Below are 21,414 nucleotides of genomic sequence, written 5' to 3' on the forward strand. Positions count from 1 at the left end.
GTTCAAGGGTTTTACATTTAAGGCAAATGAGGCAAGCAGGTCATCTGTCACGTCAGAAGGGTGAAGGGCAGTGAGATATAAAAAAGCCCGTCAGCGAACTAACGGGCAGGGGTTAGCATCTGAACACCGTCATCAGAAGCTATAGCTGGCGCTGAGGGAAAAATTACGCGGTGCGCCGTAGACGGTATAGCTGCCTACATAATCGTAGTACTCACGGTCAAACACATTGTTCAGGTTTGCCTGGACGGCGAAATCTTTAGTGACCTGATAGCGCCCGAACAGATTCACCAGTGCATAGCTGCCTTGTTCTGCGCGCTGGGTATCTGACACGTCGGTCCAGACTTTGTTCTGCCAGTTTACCCCTCCGCCGATTGTTAACTCAGGCAGCGCCGGCAACTGATAGCGGGTAAACAACTTCATGGTGGTTCGCGGTTGATCGGAACTGACTGCCTTGCCCTGTTTATCTTCGGCAATAAAGCGCGTCGCACCGAAGGTTAATTGCCAGTTATCGGTCAGCGCACCGTTCAGCTCAAACTCGATACCTTTACTGACGACGCCATCCAGAGATTCATAGATGGACTCCCCGTCTGGCATGTAAGTGTACGTATTACTGGCGACACCGTCTTGTTCGATACGGAACACGGCAAGGGACGTTGTCAGGCGGGTGCTAAACCAGTCTGCTTTGACACCCGCTTCATAGCTCTTACCGGTGGTTGGATCGAGATAGCGCCCGGATGCGTCACGTTTGTCCTGCGGCTGGAAGATCTCGGTATAGCTGGCGTATGCGGACCAGTCTTCGTTGATGTCATAGACCAGGCCTGCATACGGTGTGACATCGTCTTTGGTGCTTTCAAGCCGGGTAGAAGGTGAACCTGACGGGTTGTAGCGAATATTGTATTCGGTATAGCGTGCGCCCACGATCAGGTGCAGTGGATCGGCCAGCGAGACACGCGCCGAGGTGTAGGCAGAAGACTGACGAATATCGTCCTTGCTATACAGCGCCCATGGTGTCCATGCCGGATCGGCAATATTACCACTCCAGCCGCTGTTGAATGAGCCCACATCGACAATCGTCCCAGGCGTGTCCGGCAGGGAATTGTCATAATGGTTACGCTGGCGGCTGTAGCTTGCGCCGAACATCAACTCATGCTGGCGGCCAAACAGGTCAAAACCGCCACGCATGAAGGCATCAATGGCATCCTGTTTACGCTCACCACGGTTCCATCCGCCGTAACCGACCATTCCCAGGCCTGTAGCTTCATCCGGATAACCGTACATATACATCGTTTTAGTATCGAAATTGGTTTCCGCATGCATACCGTTAACATGCGCTTCCCAGCCATTGCCAAAACGCTGCGTCAGGTTGGCGAAGACTTTGGTGTTGTCTTTATCGGAATAGGCCCAATTTGGCGCAACGGTTGTGCTGCGGTCATATTTCGCTTTGCTGCCATCGGCGTACCAGGTCGGCAGGCCGCCCCAGGTGGGGCTGTCAGTCTGGCTTTCCTGATACTCATATCCCAGCGATAAGGTGGTGCTGTCGGTTACGTCAGCATCAACAACACTGTAGATGAATTTTTTGCGGTAGTGGTATGTGTCCACCCAACTGTCATTATCCTGATAACCGGTGATGACGCGGCCACGTACTTTGCCCGATTCGGTCAGCGGAGCCTGCAGATCAAGGATATAACGTTGTTTATCCCAGCTACCGTAAGTGGCGGACACGTTACCTTTGAATTCAGTACTATCCGCATGCTTACGTACCATGTTGACATAGGCCGCCGGGTTGCCTGTACCGGACATCAAACCCGTCGCGCCGCGTACCACTTCAATGCGGTCATAGATGGCGGTATCGGCGGCGGTGTCGCCAAAGTTCCAGACTTCACTAATGGAGGTTGGAAGATCGTCGTAGGCGTAGTTGCTGACAAAGAAGCCACGTGAATAAAACACGGTGCGATCGCTGTCCTGTACCTGCGCGGTGACGCCGGTGGTATTGGTCAATACTTGCCCGATTGAGTTCAGGTTCTGATCCTGCATACGCTGTTGACTGATAACGCTTACCGACTGCGGGATATCGCGGGGTACGAGCAGCAGTTTAGTGCCGGTGGTGGTGGTCTGAACGCTGTAGTCCTGGTCCTGGTGGGTATCGCTTTGGTCGCCGGATGCGCCTTCAACAATAACGGTTTCATCAGTGCCGGATGTGGATGCGGCAAAACCTGCGGCTGGTGTTAACGCGAAGCCAATACAAACGGCCAGTAATGATGGCGCGCTGTTAAGCGGACGCTGCTCATTCCCGGCGTTAATGGTGAAAGACATTATTAACCCTTAATGGTATGTGAACGGGATTGTCCGGATCGCGATGCATTGTCGGCGTCCGGTCTGTTTTTATTTTTCAGTTAATAAACGCGCATGAAAATGCAAATGCGAAATATACGCATTAATAATTGAGATGTAAACAGAGGTAATATCCATGGCTGAGTGGTTGATTTAACGCGGTTCTGCGTAAGAGTTGGTTATAACACCACCAGCCGGCGGCGAAATCTTGAAGAAAAAGAGCGTTATAGTTGAAACAGCCGGAGAATCTCGCTCATACTCTACACTGTATCTCGTGATGGGGCGGTTTCGCCCGCGCGTATAAAAAGGAAAACGTCATGGCCGAAGAAACCATTTTCAGTAAGATTATCCGTCGGGAAATTCCGTCGGACATCGTCTATCAGGATGAATTAGTTACCGCTTTCCGTGATATCTCTCCCCAGGCTCCGACGCATGTTCTGATTGTGCCGAATATCCTCATTCCTACCGCTAATGACATTACCGAAGCGCATGAACAGGCGATGGGACGGATGATGACCGTAGCAGCAAAAATTGCCCGTGATGAGGGCATTGCGGAAGATGGTTATCGCCTCATCATGAACTGTAACCGCCACGGCGGACAGGAAGTCTGGCATATCCATATGCATTTGTTGGGTGGTCGCCCCTTAGGCCCGATGCTGGCACATAAAGGCGAGTGATATGATCAACGGACGCGTTGCACTTCTGGTGACGGCCCTGGCGTTAGTCGGCTGTGGCTCGCGTCCTGCGATCCCGGTGGCCAACGATCAAACGCTGGTGATGGAAGCTAATGTTCTGGCCGCAGGTATCACCGCCGACTCCCCCACGCTGAGCACGCAGGAAATCCAGCCCTCTGCCTCGTCTCGCCTGTTCAATGAACGCGCGCAGCCGGTAACCATCAATTACCGTTTTTATTGGTACGACGCCAGAGGCCTGGAAATGCACCCGCTCGAAGAACCGCGTAGGATCACGATCCCGGCGCACTCCGCTGTCACACTTTATGGAAATGCAAATTTCCTGGGTGCGCACAAGGTCAGACTTTATCTCTATCTATAAGGGGTGAAAATTGATTAAAACATTAGGACGTTTCGCGCTGCTGGCCACAGTGGCCGTTATCCTTTCCGGGTGTATTACGCGCGGCGAGCAAGAACCCGCGCCGGTTGAACAAGCGAACCCAACGCCGCAACAGCCTGTTCCGCAGCAACCGCAGCCGTCGCAACCTGTACCGACGGTGCCGTCTGTTCCGTCGATCCCGGAGCAACCAGGGCCAATCGAACACCCTGATCAAACGGCTCAGCCGACCCCGCGTGAACGTCACTATGACTGGAACAGCGCCGTACAGCCGATGATGGGTAAAATGTTGCAGGCGAGCGGAGCCTCGGCGGGTAACGTACTGCTCGTTGACAGTGTGAACAACCGGACAAACGGTTCGGTGAACACCAGCGAAGCAACTGAAACCCTGCGCAGCGCGCTGACCAACAATGGCAAGTTTACGCTGGTTTCGGCGCAGCAACTGGCAATTGCCAAGCAGCAACTGGGCCTGTCACCGCAGGATAGTCTCGGTACACGCAGTAAAGCTATCGGTATTGCCCGCAATGTTGGGGCCCAGTACGTGCTGTATTCCAGCGCGACAGGTAATGCCAATGCGCCGACGCTGCAAATGCAACTGATGCTGGTGCAGACTGGCGAAATTGTCTGGTCGGGTAAAGGTGCGGTTCAGCAACAATAATCTTACGCGTGACGCGCTGTTGTCACGCTATTTCCCGGATTATGCTCCCGTCGAAGGCCAGGATACTGGCCTGAGTGGCGGGAGTTGTCTTATCAGCAACGGTCATCATCGTCTGATGTTACGTCAACAGCATCAGGCGACATCGTCCCCCTTTCTGCGCCAGTATCGCGCGCTTAAACGATTACCGCGCCACATCGCACCGCAACCGCACTTCTTCGCAAAAGGCTGGATGGCAATTGATTATATTCCAGGCGATGTACAAAGCAGTTTGCCGGATAGCCATAACCTGGCGGCCTTACTGTATGATCTGCATCGCTGTCCTCCCTTTGGCTGGCGTCTTAACCTGTTGCCTCTACTGGAAACGTACTGGCAGCAATGTTTGCCGTCGCGCCGTACGCTGTTCTGGCTGCAGCAATTAAAAGCACGCAGGCGCCAGGGCGAACCGCTACCCTTGCGACTGGCTCCATTACATATGGATGTTCATGCGGGTAACCTGGTGCACAGCCAGGACGGGTTGCGGTTGATCGACTGGGAGTATGCTGGTGACGGTGATATCGCGATGGAGCTGGCAGCTATCTGGACCGGGAGTGAGCATCAGCGCCGTGAACTGGTGGCTGAATACGCACGCTGTGCCATGCTCGATGAAACGCAATTATGGCGCCAGGTCGTTCGCTGGCATCCGTGGATAGCAATGCTGATGGCGGGCTGGTTTGAATGCCGCTTGCAGCAGACGGGCGATCAACAATTTATAACGCTGGCCGATGATGCATGGCGCCAGTTAAAGCTGAAAGGAAAAGAGAGGTGAGTGTGGGTCCGGTCATGTTAGATGTGCAAGGCTACGAACTGGATGCGGAAGAGCGCGAAATTCTGGCGCATCCGCTGGTGGGTGGCCTGATTCTGTTTACCCGCAATTATCACGATCCGGCGCAGTTGCGCGAACTGGTACGCCAGATCCGCGCCGCGTCGCATCATCGCCTGGTAGTCGCGGTCGATCAGGAAGGGGGGCGGGTCCAGCGTTTTCGTGAAGGATTTACCCAACTGCCAGCGGCACAATCTTTTGCAGCACTGCTGGGAATGGAAGAGGGCGGCAGAGTGGCAGAAGAGGCGGGCTGGCTGATGGCAAGCGAGATGATTGCGATGGATATCGACATCAGTTTCGCGCCAGTGCTTGATGTGGGCCATATCAGCGCGGCTATTGGCGAACGTTCTTATCATGAAGATCCGGCAAAAGCGCTCTCTATCGCAGGACGTTTCATTGATGGTATGCACAGTGCGGGCATGAAAACCACCGGTAAGCATTTTCCGGGACATGGTGCTGTGACGGCCGATTCACATAAAGAGACGCCGCGCGATCCGCGTGCTCAGGCTGAGATCCGCAGCAAAGATATGGCGGTATTTCGCACATTGATTGAACAGGGCAAGCTGGATGCGATTATGCCTGCGCACGTTATTTATACGGATGCGGACCCGCGCCCGGCCAGCGGTTCTCCCTACTGGCTGAAAATGGTGCTGCGCGGTGAACTCAATTTTGATGGCGTGATTTTTTCAGACGATTTATCGATGGAAGGCGCGGCGATCATGGGCAGCTATGCTGAGCGTGGACAGGCATCGCTGGATGCAGGTTGCGATATGATCCTTGTCTGTAATAATCGTAAGGGCGCAGTGAGTGTGTTGGATAACCTGTCGCCGATCAAAGCAGAGCGTGTTACGAAATTGTATCATAAAGGTTCATTTTCCCGTCAGGAATTGCTGAGTTCTGAACGCTGGAAGGCCGCCAACCGTGAACTGGAGCAACTCCATGCGCGTTGGCAGGAATATAAGTCGACTCAGTGAATCTTTGTGGGCGGGGTATTGGAGTAGGGTGAGGATACAATGATCATCTATTTGCACGGTTTTGACTCAAACAGTCCTGGAAATCATGAGAAGGTATTGCAGCTGCAATTTATCGATCCGGACGTCCGGTTGATCAGTTACAGCACGCGTCATCCGAAGCATGATATGCAGCATTTGTTAAAAGAGGTGGACAAAATGCTGCAGCTAAATGTGGATGAACGGCCGCTCATTTGCGGCGTGGGGCTGGGAGGATACTGGGCGGAGCGCATTGGTTTCCTGTGCGACATTCGGCAGGTCATGTTCAACCCTAATTTGTTCCCGTTTGAGAACATGGAAGGCAAGATTGACCGGCCGGAAGAGTACCTCGACATTGCCACCAAGTGTGTGTCGAATTTTCGCGAGAAAAATCGCGATCGCTGTCTGGCTATCCTTTCTCGCCGTGATGAAGCGTTGGACAGCCAGCGTTCATCGGACGTTCTGCACCATTACTATGAAATTGTCTGGGACGAAGAACAGACGCACAAGTTTAAAAATATCTCGCCGCACCTGCAGCGAATTAAAGCTTTTAAAACACTTGGTTAACCCCCTCAGCCCGACACTCGTCGGGCTTTGTTTTGCTGCCTTTGCCCCCATGTTTTAGCGCACGTTTTCGCCCAGCTTGTTTCATAGCAACTACACTTGTTCATCTTTTAGGCATCAAAACTTGATGCATATCAATTTTGGTATGACCAATGCACCGTTCATGTTATTCTCACTGACATAATTTGGTTTTCATGATGTAACTTGTTGTTAATTAAGAGTTATGTTTATAACTTTTAATTAACAATTGGTTAATAATTTTGAGGGGGTCACGTTGACTACACCATTGAAGAAAATTGTGATTGTTGGCGGTGGTGCTGGCGGGCTTGAACTGGCGACACAGCTGGGTAAAAAATTGGGCCGCGGTAAAAAAGCAAAGGTTACGCTGGTGGATCGCAACCACAGCCACCTGTGGAAACCGCTGTTGCACGAAGTGGCAACAGGGTCGCTGGATGAAGGCGTTGATGCGCTGAGCTATCTGGCGCATGCGCGCAATCACCATTTCCAGTTCCAGTTGGGCTCGGTGGTTGATATCAATCGCGAAGCGAAGACCATCACTCTGGCAGAGTTGCGTGACGAGAAAGGCGAACTGCTGGTGCCTGAACGTAAGCTGGCGTACGACACGCTGGTAATGGCATTAGGCAGTACTTCGAATGACTTCAACACCCCAGGGGTGAAAGAGCACTGCATTTTCCTCGATAACCCGCATCAGGCGCGCCGTTTCCACCAGGAGATGCTGAACCTGTTCCTGAAATACTCTGCCAGCCTCGGGGCAAACGGCAAAGTGAACATCGCTATCGTCGGTGGTGGTGCAACGGGAGTAGAGCTTTCTGCCGAGTTACATAACGCGGTAAAACAGTTACATAGCTATGGTTATAAAGGTCTGACCAATGAAGCGCTGAACGTGACGCTGGTGGAAGCGGGTGAGCGTATCTTGCCTGCATTGCCGCCGCGTATTTCCGGAGCTGCGCACAATGAGCTGACCAAAATGGGCGTGCGTGTTCTGACTAAAACTATGGTTACCAGCGCCGATGAAGGCGGTCTTCATACTAAAGACGGTGAATACATCAAAGCCGATCTGATGGTCTGGGCGGCGGGTATCAAAGCGCCGGACTTTATGAAAGAGATAGGCGGCCTGGAAACGAACCGTATTAACCAGTTAGTCGTTGAGCCGACACTGCAAACTACCCGTGATGCGGACATTTATGCCATTGGCGACTGTGCTTCATGTGCGCGTCCGGAAGGGGGCTTTGTGCCACCGCGCGCCCAGGCTGCACACCAGATGGCCAGTCTTGCGCTGCACAACATCCTGGCGCAAATGAAAGGTAAACCGACGAAGTCCTATGTCTATAAAGATCACGGTTCGCTGGTTTCACTTTCCAACTTCTCCACCGTGGGGAGCCTGATGGGTAACCTGATGCGCGGGTCTATGATGATTGAAGGGCGTATTGCACGCTTTGTTTATATCTCACTGTACCGCATGCATCAGATTGCGCTGCATGGTTACTTCAAAACGGGGTTAATGATGCTGGTCGGCAGCATTAACCGTGTGATCCGTCCCCGCCTGAAATTGCATTAATTTGCCTGACTGCTCTCCTGCATAGCGTTGCTGGAGAGCAGTACATCCTTCTGTCATACAGTCAGTATATGCTCGGATAACTCCGAATCATGCTGAATTCTCCCTAATCTCTCCTTTTTTCCTCTCATTCCGATTGGCTTAGCACACTCCCAAGTTGCAAAATTGTTACGAATAGCAAACCAGGGAGGAAATCCTGTGAATAAATCAATGTTAGCGGGTATCGGTATTGGCGTGGCCGCTGCTCTGGGTGTCGCAGCGGTTGCAAGTATGAATGTCTTCAATCGCGGGCCGCAGTATGCGCAGGTGGTTTCCGCCACGCCAATCAAAGAATCCATCAAAACACCGCGTCAGGAGTGTCGTAATGTCACGATGACGCATCGTCGTCCGGTTCAGGATGAAAATCGCCTGACCGGTTCTGTACTGGGTGCTGTTGCCGGTGGGGTTATCGGTCATCAGTTCGGCGGGGGACGTGGTCGCGATGTCGCCACGGTCGTCGGCGCGCTGGGCGGTGGCTACGCCGGGAATCAGGTCCAGGGCGAGATGCAGGCAAGAGATACATACACCACCACTGAGCAACGTTGTAAAACGGTGTATGACAAATCGGAAAAAATGCTGGGGTATGACGTCACTTACAAAATTGGCGACCAGCAAGGGAAGATCCGCATGGATAAAGACCCTGGAACCCAGATCCCACTGGATGACAACGGTCAGCTTATTTTGAATAACAAAGCCTAAAATAGCAGTACTGTACCCATTGGCTCCTCAATTGCTCAGGCTGAGGAGCCTTTTTTACAGGCCGAAGATTCAGATAAGATCGTGCTGGCGATAGAGCAGAAAGCCGGTAATGACCACCGAGAGAAACGCGAATAAAACCGAACCACCACATACAACCCAGAGCCCGAATAACAATGTTATTACTATTAGCACTTTAAGTAATGGTAATAGCAAAATCATTTCCATTTTCCTTCTGAATGTGAATAGTCAGCCAAAGTACATAAATTCCGTATATACAATAAGATAGCGTAGGGTTAGAACAATAAATTCGCTTATGTCGTCATCCTGACGTTTATGGTTCTTTTACAACTAATGGTTAGCAGCGAAATAATTCCTGTTTAATATTAGCAAAGCGGCAAAAACGGCATGCTGTTTTCACCTATTAATATAATAGGTGAAAACGATAATTATTGCTAAGGAAGGCAAATCAGGACGTGATCAACTGGGGCCATAAACGCAGAGTCGTCGCGGAAATTTGCAGCAATTTCTCACAACTTGCTCCTTCACGGGCGCTGATAGACATGCCCTGCAACACACAGCTTAAAAACTGCGCCAGTTCCTGAACGTCCGCGTGGGCGGGGATTTCCCCCCGTTGCTGACGTTGTAGCAAAAATTTAAGCAACAGTTGTTCCTGCTGCGCATGGCGTGACTTAATAGTCTGCGCAATTGCCTGCGAAGAGGCGGCCAGCGTCGCGGAAGTGTTGATCAGAAAACAGCCCGCCGGGGTTTCAGTGCTGGTAAAGCAGTGTGCCACCGCCGTGAAGTAATCTTTTAACGCCTGCCCCAGCGGTTTATCGTCGCATAACAACTGGGCTTCATGTTTTGCTGCAAAAAGCGAGATGTAGCGATCCAGCACTGCGCGGAACAGGCCTTCTTTATTTGTAAATTCCGCATACAGCGTCGGTGCTTTCGCGCCCGTTGCCTCTACGAGATCTGATAATGACGTGGCTTCGTAGCCATGCTGCCAGAATAATGCCATGGCCTTATCAAGCGCCACTTCCCTGTCGAACACTTTCGGTCGGCCACGGCTTTTTTTCATACAAGTGACTTCACTGGTCATAGTGCCGTTCAACCTTTGTTGGTTTGTTGAACAATCATTATAAAAATAAATGCTGTCAGACACCAGTAGCAAAATAGCACAAATTAATAAATTCTATCTATATGATAAATATGAATTTGTTAATTTAATTAACGTTCGTTATTAAAATGCATTGACGAGTGATATAGATCACACTTATGATTTGTCTATCGATCGTTAAGTAAATACTTACGACGCTACTTTCATCTGCTACAGGAACAAAATCATGAAAAACGTTAAAACTCTGATCGCCGCTGCCGTACTGAGCTCACTCTCTTTTGCAAGCTTCGCTGCCGTTGAAGTTCAAAACGCACCGGCAGGCCAACAGGAAGTCGCTGTTATTGGTGCTTCCGCGGGTGCCAACCTCTCTTCTGTTGAAGATCAACTGGCTCAAAAAGCCGATGAGATGGGCGCAAAATCTTACCGTATTACCTCTGTGACCGGTTCCGATACTCTGCACGGCACCGCAGTGCTGTACAAATAAGTTAAGCCACAGAATTAACCCTCATAAAAAAGGCCTCGCAAGTGCGAGGCCTTTTTTTGTTATACGGAAATTAAAGGGATTGTTGTAGCAGACTGTCATGGAGAGTGACATCCACCGGCATGCCAGAGCGCACTTCCATTGCGCGTTCAAATACATCGCTTGCGCTTTGTGGCGAATCTTTGAAAGTCTGCATAGTGGCATTGAGCACAATCGGCAATGTCTTCGGGTCGTCGTCGATAGATTTTGACAGTGGTTGATGCATTTCCACCAGGCGCGTGCCGTCAGGTTCAACCGACGCTTTTATCGGCGTGTTGATAATATTCACGCGCGTACCGGGTTTGATAACGCTAAACAATGTGGCGATGTCGTTATCACGCAGACGAATACATCCGGAGCTGACGCGCATGCCAATGCCAAAATCAGCGTTGGTCCCATGAATTAGATAGACACCACCGTACGCGGCAAGGCGAATGGCATGGTGGCCCATCGGGTTTTCCGGCCCGGCCGGAACGACCGCCGGTAAATCTATTCCCTGGGCTTTATAACGAGCGCGAATATTGGCCGTTGGTGTCCAGGTAGGATTAGCCCGTTTATCAGAAACGGTTGTCACCATGGTAGGCGTTAGGGTATCTCCACCCAGTTGCCCTATTCCGATAGGGTAGACGGTCACTTCGTTTTTACCCGGCGGATAATAATAGAGACGTAGCTCGGCCAGATTGATGACGATACCTTCTCGCGGCACGTCGGGTAAGAGTGTCTGTAATGGGATAGTCAGTACATTACCTGCGCGAGGAACATACGGGTCGACGCCGGGGTTCGCCTGCAACAGGGCCAGGAAACCGACATTGTACTTTTTGGCAATCGCCTCCAGCGAACCGCCATCATTTTCTACCACGTGATACCGGTTTTCCCCGACCACCCGGCTACCGGTGGGGGGTAAAGGCCAGGTATTCGCCTTCGCGGGTAAAACGAGCGTGGCGGCGAGGAAAACCGCCCAGAGGACAAAACGGGAATTATTAATCATTACCATAATCCATGTAATTAATGAGGTTATCTGCAGACACAGGTAATGAAATTATGGGGGGAGGGAATGTCGGGAAGTCCTGGAAGAGTGCAAAGTGTTTGTAAATATTTCAAAAAAGCGGGCCAGTGATGATAACTGGCCCGCAGAACACTATGCCATCGCGTTTTCTTCGAGCTGCTGCATGAAGTTGCGTACCCACTCCATGCGTGTTTTGCGTTCCGTCAGCTCCTGGAAGAACTTCAGGCGTGTCGGGCCATCGAGGCGGAAATGTTTAGGCTGCTTTTGCAGCAGGCCGATAAGCCATGCGGGATTGACATGGTTTTTTTCATTGAACTCAATCGTGCCGCCTTTTTCATTCCCTTCAAGCTTACGAATCCCCAATTTCTGGGCCTGTTGACGTAGCCGCGCAATATCAAGCAGGTTTCGCGCGGCGTCAGGCAGCAGACCAAAACGGTCGATCAGCTCCACTTTAATCTCATCGAGCTCATTTTCACTCTTCGCACTGGCAATGCGCTTGTAGAAAGAGAGACGAGTATTGACGTCGGGAATAAAATCATCCGGCAGCAGGGAGGGCATGCGCAGTTCGACTTCTGTTTGCTGGCTGGTGAGATCTTCAAGCGATGGCTCTCGTCCGGCTTTGAGCGCATCGACCGCATTTTCCAGCAGCTCCATGTACAGTGAAAAGCCGATGGTCTCCATTGAACCGCTCTGATCTTCTCCCAGCAGTTCGCCAGCCCCGCGGATTTCCAGATCGTGGGTCGCCAGCGCGAAACCCGCACCTAAATCTTCCAGCGAGGCAATCGCTTCGAGACGCTTTTGTGCATCGGTGGTCATCGCTTTCGGATGCGGCGTCAGCAGCCAGGCATAGGCCTGATGGTGCGAACGTCCCACGCGACCACGTAGCTGGTGGAGCTGCGCCAGGCCAAAGTGATCGGCACGTTCAATAATGATCGTGTTTGCGGTAGGAATGTCGATCCCGGTCTCGATTATCGTGGTACACACCAGCACATTAAAACGCTGGTGGTGGAAATCATTCATTACCCGTTCCAGTTCGCGCTCACGCATCTGCCCGTGGCCGATGGCGATGCGCGCTTCCGGAACCAGTTCCGCCAGTCTGTCGGCGGCTTTCTGAATATTTTCGACATCGTTATAAAGGTAGTAAACCTGCCCACCACGCAGGACTTCACGCAGTATTGCCTCGCGCACTACCAGACTGTCGTATTCGCGAACGAAGGTTTTCACTGCCAGGCGGCGCGCAGGCGGGGTGGCAATGATCGACAGATCGCGCATACCGCTCATGGCCATATTGAGTGTGCGCGGAATGGGGGTTGCGGTTAACGTGAGGATATCTACGTCAGCACGCATCGCTTTAATACGCTCTTTATGACGCACGCCGAAGCGGTGTTCTTCATCGACGATCAGCAGCCCCAGGTCTTTCCACTTCACATCGTTTTGCAGCAGCTTATGGGTGCCGATAAGAATATCAATCTTGCCCTCAGCCGCCTGCTCCAGCACTTGTGTCTGTTCTTTCGCGCTACGAAAACGTGAGAGCATCTCCACCCGCACTGGCCAGTTAGCGAAGCGGTCGCGGAAATTGTCGAAATGCTGCTGAGCCAGCAGGGTGGTGGGGACCAGCACGGCTACCTGCTTGTTGTTTTCGACGGCGAGGAAGGCGGCACGCATTGCCACTTCGGTTTTACCGAAGCCGACATCGCCACACACCAGGCGATCCATCGCCAGCGGCTGGCACATGTCACTCAACACCGCGTTAATGGCTTGCGCCTGGTCTGGCGTGGTTTCAAACGGGAAGCTGTCGCAGAAAAGCTGATATTGTTCGCGATCGTGTTTAAATGCAAAGCCGGACTTCGCGGCGCGTTGGGCATAGATATCCAGCAATTCCGCCGCCACATCCCGGACTTTTTCTGCCGCTTTCTGCCGCGCGCGGGCCCATGCATCGCCGCCCAGTTTATGCAGTGGCGCGTTCTCCTCGGCACCCCCGGCATAGCGGCTAATCAGATGCAATGACGAGACCGGCACGTAAAGTTTGGCATCTCCGGCATAGGTCAGCATCAGGTATTCGCCTTTTATGCCGCCCGCCTCAAGCGTGGTCATTCCCGCATAGCGTCCAACCCCATGTTCCAGATGCACCACCGGCTGGCCAGGGTGCAGTTCAGCGAGGTTGCGGATCAGCGTATCGGGGTTAATCGTGCGGCGTGTATCCTGGCGACGGCGGGCAACGCGCTCGCCCAGCAGATCGCTTTCACAAATCAGCGCCCGGTTACGTAGCGTGTCGATAAAGCCATGTTCTGCGGAGCCAATGATCAGATAGCGCCCTGTATCTTGCGCGTCATCCAGCCGGGTAATGCGCTTCGGCGCCACTTTGATGCGTGAGAGGAGTTCTCCCAGCGCTTCGCGACGCCCCTCGCTCTCGACCGAAAAGACGACCGGACCGGTAAAGGATTCGAGGAATTTGCGTAAATTATCCAGCGGCGACTTTTGTTGTGCCTGAACGGCCAGATCCGGCAACGTCCGGTAACCAAGGTTCACATTGGCGGTTTTGTCTGCCAGGTTTTCGGTTTTGAGCTGCACGCGCGGCCAGCGCTTGAGTTCGCTGAACAGTTCATCAACCCGCAGCCACAGTAATTCCGGCGCCAGCAAAGGGCGCATTGGGTCCACGCCACGGTTTTCGAAGCGCGCCTGGGTCTCCTGGCTAAAGCGCTCAGCGCTGTTTTCAAGGTCACCCGTGTTCACCAGTAGCGTATTGTCCGGCAAATAGCTAAACAACGACGGCAAAGGCTCACTGAAAAACAGTGGCTGCCAGTATTCAATGCCGGTTGGCAACGTGCCCTTGCTCACCTGTTGATAGATATGTTCGGCATCACGCTTGACGTCGAACTTATCTCGCCACTGGCTGCGAAAGAGTTCGATGGCGGTCTTATCCGTCGGGAATTCGTGAGCAGGCAGTAAATTGATGGCTTCGACCTCTTCCAGCGTACGCTGGCTGTCCGCATCGAACAGGCGAAGACTGTCAATTTCATCATCAAAAAAATCAAGGCGATAAGGTTGTGCGCTGCCCATCGGGAAGAGATCTAACAGCGCCCCGCGAGTCGCGTATTCGCCGTGTTCCATAACCTGATCAACGTGGCGATACCCTGCGCTGTCCAGTTGCGCGCGCAGCGCGTCACGGGACAGACGCTGACCTTTTTTCATGACCAACGCGTGACCGTGCAAATAGCTATGCGGGCAGACGCGCTGCATCAAGGTATTCACCGATACAATCAGCACACCACGTTGCATAGTGGGCAACTGGTAGAGCGTGGAGAGACGGGAGGAGATAATTTCCTGATGCGGCGAGAAACTGTCATACGGCAGTGTCTCCCAGTCAGCAAGGTTCATCACCAGGTTGTCGGTGAACTGGGTAATTTCGTCATGCAGACGCAGGGCATTTTGCATATCCGGCGCAATCAATACCACCGGACCTTTATGGCGCTCAATGATTTCTGCGACTTCGGTGGCGCAGGCTGCACCAGTCAGTTCGCCAAGCTGGCGCTGCTCGCCAGCTTTGGCGGGCAGAGAATAACGGTATTGTTCAGGCATAGATAGGGTCTGGGTCTCTTATGGATATGCCCCTTGTTATGGGGGCATATCACTGATACGCAATCCCTTTATTATCCGCGATTGTGCACTATTCGCCAACCTCAACACATGCGCTTATCGTGCCTGCAGAGATGAGGCCAGCCTGGCTGGTGGGGAGAAAAGCAGATCGGCAAATATCGCCGAAGAAATTTTCCGTATACACAAGCCAACCAGCGTACAGATAACGAGGCTACAGAACGGATAGAGCAAGACGATAGTGAGCTCGACGGCAGGCGACCAGCGCCCGTCATTCATCGGGGTTAACAACGCAAGACTGAGCGCTTCGATCAAAATGCGATGCGTGGTGTAGATGGCGAGCGTATTGCTGCCCACGATATTCAGCAGTGCGTTTTCGCGTGAGCCAACGCGCTCTTCCAGCGCGCGGAACAGACGCAAAATCAGCACAATCGACAGCAAGCTCAAGGGTAAGGGCACATTTAAAAACCATAGCGCCACCGCAGCAAGTAACGCCACCGCCAGCATGATGGCGTAGCGGCGAAAAGAGAGGCGTTTAATCGCATCCATAATAGCACCGCCAAACCATGCCCCCAGGCTGTAGTAGATCATGTTGCGCAGTACGCTATTCATACCCCACCAGGGCGAGGGCAAAAAGTTAATCGCCACGCTCAGCAGTGTCATGGCGACCAGTGCTGCAAGCGACCAGCGGCTCAACAATTTACACAGCATAAAATAGGCAACCAGCGCGTAGAGATACCACAGGCTGGTACTGGCGGTGAGCATTCCCTTGATAAAGTCTGAAGGGGTATCCGCATAGGCGGCGTTGGACGCATTGCTTAAATCGCGCGTGGGTGCCAGCCAGTCATTGATATGGCTGAGCGCCAGCCACTGCAGCACACCCCAGACGACAAGCACATAAAAAATACTCCAGATACGCTTGTCGATCGCCTCCTTCCATGGCACCTCATCAATGTAGCGTCGAATCAGGTAGCCAGAGAGAAAAAAGAACACCGGCATTCGGAAGGGGGCAAGGTAAAGATTAAAGTAGATCCAGCACTTTGCGAGCGTTTCCGACCACGCGTGTCCAAATGTGGTGAGGTGCGGGTAAAACGTAATAACTGAGTGATAGATGACCACCAGGCAGATACATAATCCCTTGATTTGATTAATCCATAGAGTCTTTTTTTTCATCGTCTTTCGCCGTTTGTATTACAAAGTTCGGCGTTTATCCTGATGGCGTCGCCATAGGGTGTAACGGTAAACAGTCTGTATTTCCTCCTTTTTCGGATAAATATCAGACGGAGAGTGATAAATGATCTCTCTGTGGGAAGCAAAATGCGTAAAAGTCGCGCAACTAGTAATTTGATTTATCGGATTTTTTCCTGCCCTCTGAGATGTCCGCTTACCGTTTCACTCATTTACGCTCTACGCTTTCGCTTATATACTTCGGAGTCTGCTAACAGCAACCAGACGGATTTCATGTACCAGCCTGTCACTCTCTTTATCGGCCTGCGCTATATGCGTGGGCGCACAGCCGACCGCTTCGGTCGTTTCGTTTCCTGGCTGTCGACCATTGGCATTACGCTTGGCGTAATGGCGCTGGTGACCGTGCTGTCGGTCATGAATGGCTTTGAGCGCGAACTGCAAAACAACATCCTGGGGCTGATGCCGCAGGCCGTCATCACCGCGCAAAACGGCTCTATCAATCCTGAACAATTACCGGCCAGCGGGCTGAAATTGCAGGGTGTCAATCGCATTGCACCGCTGAGTACCGGTGATGTCGTTCTGCAAAGTGCGCGCAGCGTGGCCGTGGGTGTCATGTTGGGTATCGATCCGGCGCAAAAAGATCCGCTGACCCCGTACCTGGTCAACGTGCAGCAATCTTCGCTGGAAGCAGGGCAGTACAACGTGATCCTCGGTGAAGGGCTGGCCGGGCAATTAGGCGTCAATCGTGGCGACCAGATACGCGTCATGGTGCCGTCCGCCAGCCAGTTCACCCCAATGGGGCGTTTACCCAGTCAGCGTCTGTTTACCGTCGTCGGGACCTTTGCCGCCAGCAGTGAAGTCGATGACTATCAGATGTTGGTCAATATTCAGGATGCCTCCCGTCTGATGCGTTACCCCGCAGGCAATATTACCGGTTGGCGTTTATGGCTGGATGCACCGTTGCAGGTTGATGTTCTGAGCCAGCAAACGCTGCCGCAAGGAACCAAATGGCAAGACTGGCGCGAGCGGAAAGGCGAGTTATTCCAGGCCGTACGTATGGAGAAAAACATGATGGGGCTGCTGTTAAGCCTGATTATTGCGGTGGCGGCCTTTAATATCATTACCTCCCTTGGCCTGATGGTGATGGAAAAACAAGGCGAGGTGGCGATCCTGCAAACTCAGGGGCTGACCCCGCGTCAGATCATGGCGGTCTTTATGGTGCAGGGCGCCAGCGCGGGCATCATTGGTGCGCTGCTGGGGGCCGGGCTTGGCGCACTGCTCGCCAGCCAGTTGAATAATCTGATGCCAATCATCGGGGCGTTTCTTGATGGTGCTGCGCTACCGGTAGCCATAGAACCGTTACAGGTCGTTGTTATTGCGCTGGTGGCGATGGCCATCGCGTTGCTGTCTACGCTTTATCCTTCCTGGCGCGCTGCCGCCACCCAACCCGCTGAGGCTTTACGTTATGAATAAGATCCTGTTGCAATGCGACCACCTGTGCAAACGCTATCAGGAAGGGAAAGTGCAAACCGATGTGTTGCACGATGTAAGCTTTAGCGTGGGTGAGGGTGAGCTGATGGCGATTGTCGGCAGCTCCGGTTCCGGAAAAAGTACGCTCCTGCATCTGTTAGGCGGGCTGGACACGCCCACCTCCGGCGAAGTGACCTTCGATAACCAACAACTGAGCAAACTCTCCTCTGCGGCGAAAGCGGAGCTACGCAACCGCGAACTGGGCTTTATCTATCAGTTTCACCACCTGCTGCCCGATTTTACCGCGCTGGAAAACGTCGCGATGCCACTGCTGATTGGTAAGCATAAAGCGGCAGAAATTGATGTCCGGGCGCGGGAAATGCTGCGCGCGGTTGGGCTTGAGCATCGCGCCAGCCATCGCCCCTCAGAGCTGTCTGGCGGTGAGCGTCAGCGCGTGGCGATTGCTCGTGCGCTGGTCAATAACCCACGTCTGGTGCTGGCGGACGAACCGACCGGCAACCTGGATGCCCGTAATGCGGACAGTATCTTCCAGTTGTTGGGGGAACTGAATGCATCGCAGGGCACCGCGTTCCTGGTGGTCACTCATGATCTGCAACTGGCGAAACGGATGAGCCGCCAGTTGGAGATGCGCGATGGACGCCTGAGCACTGAAATGACCCTGATGGGGGCTGAGTGATGGCGTCTCCCCTGTCATTACTGATTGGCCTGCGTTTTAGCCGTGGTCGCCGCCGCAGCGGCATGGTGTCGCTGATTTCCGTCATCTCCACAGTGGGGATTTCGCTTGGCGTTGCGGTGTTGATCGTCGGGCTCAGCGCAATGAACGGCTTCGAACGCGAGCTCAATAATCGTATTCTGGCGGTGGTACCCCATGGCGAAATCGAGCCGGTGAATCAGCCGTGGAATAACTGGAACGACGCGCTGGCAAAAGTGGAGAAAGTGCCGGGCATTGTCGCCGCCGCACCCTATATTAATTTCACCGGGCTTGTGGAGAGCGGCACCAATTTGCGAGCGATTCAGGTGAAAGGGGTAAACCCTGAGCAGGAGTCCCGTCTGAGCGCACTACCGAATTTTGTGCAAGCCGATGCCTGGCGCAATTTTAAACCCGGTGAGCAGCAGATTATCCTTGGTAAGGGTGTCGCCGATGCGCTGAACGTGAAACAGGGTGATTGGGTATCGATAATGATCCCTAATTCCGACACCGACCACAAATTGCTGCAGCCAAAACGCGTCAGACTGCATGTCACTGGCGTATTGCAATTGAGCGGGCAACTCGACCATGCGTTTGCGATGATCCCCATGGAAGACGCCCAGCAATATCTGGATATGGGCAGCAGCGTTACGGGCATTGCCATTAAGGTGAAGGACGTCTTTAACGCGAACACGCTGGTGCGTAGCGCCGGTGAAGTCACCAACAGCTATGTCTATATTAAAAGCTGGATCGGTAAATACGGCTATATGTATCGCGATATTCAGATGATCCGCGCCATTATGTATCTGGCGATGGTGCTGGTGATCGGTGTCGCCTGTTTTAATATTGTCTCCACGCTGGTGATGGCGGTAAAAGATAAGAGCAGTGATATCGCCGTGCTGCGTACATTAGGGGCAAAAGATGGCCTGATCCGGGCTATTTTCGTCTGGTACGGGCTGCTGGCAGGTCTGCTGGGCAGTGTGATCGGTGCGGTGATCGGCGTGGTAGCGTCACTGCAATTGACTGCGATTATCCGCGTGATTGAGAAGATGATTGGTCACCAATTTTTATCCGGCGATATCTACTTTATTGATTTTCTACCGTCGGAGCTGCACGCACTGGATGTGGTGTATGTGCTGGTCACCGCTCTGGTGCTGAGTCTGTTGGCAAGCTGGTATCCGGCGCGCCGGGCAAGCAATATCGATCCGGCGAGGGTATTGAGCGGACAATAATAAGAAGCACAAAGGAGAGGCGATGTATTACGGATTTGATATCGGCGGAAGCAAGATAGCGCTGGGGGTATTCGATGATACCCGACGTTTGCAATGGGAAAAGCGCGTCGCCACACCGAAAGACAGTTACGAGACATTTTTAACGACGATCGCTCAACTGGTAGCCGAAGCCGATGCGCGTTTCGGTGTCCAGGGCAGTGTCGGCATTGGTATTCCGGGTATGCCGGAAACCGCCGATGGCACCCTCTATGCCGCCAATGTGCCAGCCGCCAGCGGTCGACCGCTGCGCAAAGATTTGAGCATAAGGCTCGCGCGTGATGTCCGCCTTGATAATGACGCCAACTGTTTTGCCCTTTCCGAAGCCTGGGATGAGGAATTTCGCCAATACCCGATTGTAATGGGGCTTATCCTGGGCACCGGCGTTGGCGGCGGCATTGTCGCCAACGGCCAGACACTTAAGGGCCGCAGCTATATTACCGGCGAGTTTGGTCATATTCGCCTGCCGGTTGATGCGATGGCGCTAATGGGCTTTGATTTTCCGCTGACACGCTGTGGCTGTGGCAAATTAGGCTGTATCGAAAATTATCTGTCCGGGCGCGGCTTTGCCTGGCTGTATCAACATTACTACCATCAATCCTTGTCTTCCCCTGAAATCATCGCGCGTTGGGAGCAGGGCGACGCGCAGGCGAAAGCCCATGTTGAACGCTATGCTGATTTGCTGGCGGTGTGTCTTGGGAATATCCTGACGATAGTGGATCCGGATTTACTGGTTATCGGTGGCGGCTTATCGAATTTCTCTGCCCTGACGTCGTTACTGGCGGCGCGTTTACCGCCACACTTGTTACCGGTAGCCCGGATACCCCGCATTGAACGTGCTCGCCACGGCGATGCTGGCGGCATGCGTGGCGCCGCTTTCCTTCATCTTACTGATTAATCCTGAGAGGATGATATGCAGTCTCGTCGGTCACATCGTCTCAGCTGTTTTCGCCGTAACAAACGCCGTTTGCGTGAGCGCTTACGCCAGCGGATCTTTTTCAGAGACCAGGTAGTGCCGGAAGTGATGGAAAAACCGAGAGTAGTGGTACTAACGGGGGCGGGTATCTCCGCCGAATCAGGCATTCGCACCTTCCGCGCCGCGGACGGTTTGTGGGAAGAACACCATGTGGAAGATGTGGCGACGCCAGAAGGTTTCGCCCGCAACCCACAACTGGTGCAGTCTTTCTATAATGCGCGTCGCCAGCAGCTCCAGTTACCGGAGATTGCGCCAAACCCGGCACATCTGGCGCTGGCGAAGCTGGAAGATGTCCTCGGCGATCGCTTTTTACTGGTGACGCAGAATATTGACAATCTGCACGAACGCGCCGGAAACCACCACATCATCCATATGCACGGTGAATTGCTGAAAGTGCGTTGTTCGCAGAGCGGGCAAGTGCTGACGTGGACGCAGGACGTGACCCCGGAAGACAAATGCCATTGCTGCCAGTTTCCTGCGCCGCTACGCCCCCATGTGGTCTGGTTTGGTGAGATGCCGCTCGGGATGGATGAGATTTATCATGCGCTCGCAATGGCCGATGTGTTTATCGCTATTGGTACCTCCGGCCATGTCTATCCAGCGGCTGGTTTTGTCCATGAGGCCAAACTGCACGGCGCGCATACCGTTGAGTTAAATCTTGAACCAAGCCAGGTGGGCAGCGAGTTTGAAGAGAAGCATTATGGCCTCGCCAGCGAAGTGGTGCCGGAATATGTTGAGAAGCTTCTGAAAGGGCTTTAAATCACGCGGGAAAAGGGCTGCAAA

General features: G+C 53.0%; 19 protein-coding genes. 14 read left to right on the forward strand and 5 right to left on the reverse strand.

Going from position 1 to position 21,414, the window contains the following annotated elements; genetic code table 11:
- Nucleotides 1-132: 132 nt before the first annotated feature.
- On the reverse strand, nucleotides 133-2,313 hold the full coding sequence (gene fhuE, locus ACS0RQ_RS10780) for a ferric-rhodotorulic acid/ferric-coprogen receptor FhuE (protein ID WP_271849060.1): 2,181 nt from the start codon (nucleotides 2,311-2,313) through the stop codon (nucleotides 133-135).
- Nucleotides 2,314-2,648: 335 nt separating this feature from the next.
- Between fhuE and hinT the strand changes: the two genes are divergently transcribed.
- The 8 genes from hinT to ACS0RQ_RS10820 all read left to right on the forward strand — a co-directional run bounded on the left by hinT (nucleotide 2,649) and on the right by ACS0RQ_RS10820 (nucleotide 8,783).
- Nucleotides 2,649-3,008, forward strand: a complete 360-nt coding sequence (hinT, locus tag ACS0RQ_RS10785; RefSeq protein ID WP_041851717.1) for a purine nucleoside phosphoramidase — start codon at nucleotides 2,649-2,651, stop codon at nucleotides 3,006-3,008.
- Nucleotide 3,009: 1 nt separating this feature from the next.
- Nucleotides 3,010-3,384, forward strand: coding sequence for a YcfL family putative periplasmic lipoprotein (locus tag ACS0RQ_RS10790; protein ID WP_041851716.1), 375 nt, complete (start codon nucleotides 3,010-3,012; stop codon nucleotides 3,382-3,384).
- Nucleotides 3,385-3,394: 10 nt separating this feature from the next.
- Nucleotides 3,395-4,057, forward strand: coding sequence for a penicillin-binding protein activator LpoB (gene lpoB / locus ACS0RQ_RS10795; protein WP_271849059.1), 663 nt, complete (start codon nucleotides 3,395-3,397; stop codon nucleotides 4,055-4,057).
- Complete coding sequence (gene thiK, locus ACS0RQ_RS10800) at nucleotides 4,038-4,862, forward strand: thiamine kinase (RefSeq protein WP_271849058.1); 825 nt, start codon at nucleotides 4,038-4,040, stop codon at nucleotides 4,860-4,862. Before lpoB ends, thiK begins: the two co-directional genes overlap by 20 nt.
- A 2-nt stretch (nucleotides 4,863-4,864) precedes the next feature.
- Nucleotides 4,865-5,890 (forward strand): beta-N-acetylhexosaminidase, encoded by a 1,026-nt coding sequence (nagZ, locus tag ACS0RQ_RS10805; protein ID WP_271849140.1) that lies wholly within the window; start codon nucleotides 4,865-4,867, stop codon nucleotides 5,888-5,890.
- Between the two features lie 39 nt (nucleotides 5,891-5,929).
- Nucleotides 5,930-6,472 carry an alpha/beta hydrolase YcfP gene (gene ycfP, locus ACS0RQ_RS10810; RefSeq protein ID WP_041851713.1) on the forward strand — a complete coding sequence of 181 codons (543 nt, stop codon included), beginning with the start codon at nucleotides 5,930-5,932 and terminating at the stop codon, nucleotides 6,470-6,472.
- Between the two features lie 271 nt (nucleotides 6,473-6,743).
- Nucleotides 6,744-8,048 carry an NAD(P)/FAD-dependent oxidoreductase gene (locus ACS0RQ_RS10815; protein ID WP_041851712.1) on the forward strand — a complete coding sequence of 435 codons (1,305 nt, stop codon included), beginning with the start codon at nucleotides 6,744-6,746 and terminating at the stop codon, nucleotides 8,046-8,048.
- A gap of 195 nt (nucleotides 8,049-8,243) precedes the next feature.
- Nucleotides 8,244-8,783, forward strand: a complete 540-nt coding sequence (locus tag ACS0RQ_RS10820; protein WP_041851711.1) for a glycine zipper 2TM domain-containing protein — start codon at nucleotides 8,244-8,246, stop codon at nucleotides 8,781-8,783.
- Nucleotides 8,784-9,249: 466 nt separating this feature from the next.
- On the opposite strand, the gene ACS0RQ_RS10825 is transcribed toward ACS0RQ_RS10820, so the two are convergent.
- A complete protein-coding gene (locus ACS0RQ_RS10825) occupies nucleotides 9,250-9,882 on the reverse strand; it encodes a TetR/AcrR family transcriptional regulator (RefSeq protein WP_271849057.1) in 633 nt (210 codons plus the stop codon).
- A gap of 244 nt (nucleotides 9,883-10,126) precedes the next feature.
- Between ACS0RQ_RS10825 and bhsA the strand changes: the two genes are divergently transcribed.
- Nucleotides 10,127-10,384 carry a multiple stress resistance protein BhsA gene (bhsA, locus tag ACS0RQ_RS10830; RefSeq protein ID WP_271849056.1) on the forward strand — a complete coding sequence of 86 codons (258 nt, stop codon included), beginning with the start codon at nucleotides 10,127-10,129 and terminating at the stop codon, nucleotides 10,382-10,384.
- A 70-nt stretch (nucleotides 10,385-10,454) separates the two neighbouring features.
- On the opposite strand, the gene ldtC is transcribed toward bhsA, so the two are convergent.
- The 3 genes from ldtC to ACS0RQ_RS10845 form a co-directional block, all read right to left on the reverse strand.
- Nucleotides 10,455-11,408 (reverse strand): L,D-transpeptidase LdtC, encoded by a 954-nt coding sequence (gene ldtC, locus ACS0RQ_RS10835; protein ID WP_271849055.1) that lies wholly within the window; start codon nucleotides 11,406-11,408, stop codon nucleotides 10,455-10,457.
- A 150-nt stretch (nucleotides 11,409-11,558) separates the two neighbouring features.
- Nucleotides 11,559-15,005, reverse strand: coding sequence for a transcription-repair coupling factor (gene mfd, locus ACS0RQ_RS10840; protein WP_271849054.1), 3,447 nt, complete (start codon nucleotides 15,003-15,005; stop codon nucleotides 11,559-11,561).
- A gap of 114 nt (nucleotides 15,006-15,119) precedes the next feature.
- On the reverse strand, nucleotides 15,120-16,193 hold the full coding sequence (locus ACS0RQ_RS10845; RefSeq protein WP_271849053.1) for an acyltransferase family protein: 1,074 nt from the start codon (nucleotides 16,191-16,193) through the stop codon (nucleotides 15,120-15,122).
- A gap of 288 nt (nucleotides 16,194-16,481) precedes the next feature.
- Between ACS0RQ_RS10845 and lolC the strand changes: the two genes are divergently transcribed.
- From lolC to cobB, 5 genes are read left to right on the forward strand one after another with little or no spacing between them, the layout of a single operon-like run.
- Nucleotides 16,482-17,681, forward strand: coding sequence for a lipoprotein-releasing ABC transporter permease subunit LolC (gene lolC / locus ACS0RQ_RS10850; protein ID WP_271849052.1), 1,200 nt, complete (start codon nucleotides 16,482-16,484; stop codon nucleotides 17,679-17,681).
- Nucleotides 17,674-18,375: a lipoprotein-releasing ABC transporter ATP-binding protein LolD gene (gene lolD, locus ACS0RQ_RS10855; RefSeq protein WP_041851705.1), complete on the forward strand. Its 702-nt coding sequence runs from the start codon at nucleotides 17,674-17,676 to the stop codon at nucleotides 18,373-18,375. Before lolC ends, lolD begins: the two co-directional genes overlap by 8 nt.
- The gene (gene lolE, locus ACS0RQ_RS10860) at nucleotides 18,375-19,619 is read left to right on the forward strand and encodes a lipoprotein-releasing ABC transporter permease subunit LolE (protein WP_271849050.1); all 1,245 of its coding nucleotides are present in this window, start codon (nucleotides 18,375-18,377) and stop codon (nucleotides 19,617-19,619) included. Before lolD ends, lolE begins: the two co-directional genes overlap by 1 nt.
- 22 nt (nucleotides 19,620-19,641) lie before the next feature.
- Nucleotides 19,642-20,553: an N-acetylglucosamine kinase gene (gene nagK, locus ACS0RQ_RS10865; protein ID WP_271849049.1), complete on the forward strand. Its 912-nt coding sequence runs from the start codon at nucleotides 19,642-19,644 to the stop codon at nucleotides 20,551-20,553.
- A 15-nt stretch (nucleotides 20,554-20,568) separates the two neighbouring features.
- Nucleotides 20,569-21,390, forward strand: a complete 822-nt coding sequence (cobB, locus tag ACS0RQ_RS10870) for a Sir2 family NAD+-dependent deacetylase (RefSeq protein ID WP_271849048.1) — start codon at nucleotides 20,569-20,571, stop codon at nucleotides 21,388-21,390.
- Nucleotides 21,391-21,414: the final 24 nt, after the last annotated feature.

The sequence above is a fragment of the Phytobacter diazotrophicus genome (assembly GCF_052061655.1).
Lineage (GTDB): Bacteria > Pseudomonadota > Gammaproteobacteria > Enterobacterales > Enterobacteriaceae > Phytobacter > Phytobacter diazotrophicus.

Bases quoted from the DNA above. Each gene is read 5' to 3' on its own strand.
- nagK (WP_271849049.1), top strand. From the start codon at position 19,642: ATGTATTACGGATTTGATATCGGCGGAAGCAAGATAGCGCTGGGGGTA.
- bhsA (WP_271849056.1), top strand. From the start codon at position 10,127: ATGAAAAACGTTAAAACTCTGATCGCCGCTGCCGTACTGAGCTCACTC.
- lolD (WP_041851705.1), top strand. From the start codon at position 17,674: ATGAATAAGATCCTGTTGCAATGCGACCACCTGTGCAAACGCTATCAG.
- ldtC (WP_271849055.1), bottom strand. From the start codon at position 11,408: ATGATTAATAATTCCCGTTTTGTCCTCTGGGCGGTTTTCCTCGCCGCC.
- ACS0RQ_RS10845 (WP_271849053.1), bottom strand. From the start codon at position 16,193: ATGAAAAAAAAGACTCTATGGATTAATCAAATCAAGGGATTATGTATC.
- ACS0RQ_RS10790 (WP_041851716.1), top strand. From the start codon at position 3,010: ATGATCAACGGACGCGTTGCACTTCTGGTGACGGCCCTGGCGTTAGTC.
- ACS0RQ_RS10825 (WP_271849057.1), bottom strand. From the start codon at position 9,882: ATGACCAGTGAAGTCACTTGTATGAAAAAAAGCCGTGGCCGACCGAAA.
- fhuE (WP_271849060.1), bottom strand. From the start codon at position 2,313: ATGTCTTTCACCATTAACGCCGGGAATGAGCAGCGTCCGCTTAACAGC.
- lolC (WP_271849052.1), top strand. From the start codon at position 16,482: ATGTACCAGCCTGTCACTCTCTTTATCGGCCTGCGCTATATGCGTGGG.
- cobB (WP_271849048.1), top strand. From the start codon at position 20,569: ATGCAGTCTCGTCGGTCACATCGTCTCAGCTGTTTTCGCCGTAACAAA.
- lolE (WP_271849050.1), top strand. From the start codon at position 18,375: ATGGCGTCTCCCCTGTCATTACTGATTGGCCTGCGTTTTAGCCGTGGT.
- mfd (WP_271849054.1), bottom strand. From the start codon at position 15,005: ATGCCTGAACAATACCGTTATTCTCTGCCCGCCAAAGCTGGCGAGCAG.
- ycfP (WP_041851713.1), top strand. From the start codon at position 5,930: ATGATCATCTATTTGCACGGTTTTGACTCAAACAGTCCTGGAAATCAT.
- hinT (WP_041851717.1), top strand. From the start codon at position 2,649: ATGGCCGAAGAAACCATTTTCAGTAAGATTATCCGTCGGGAAATTCCG.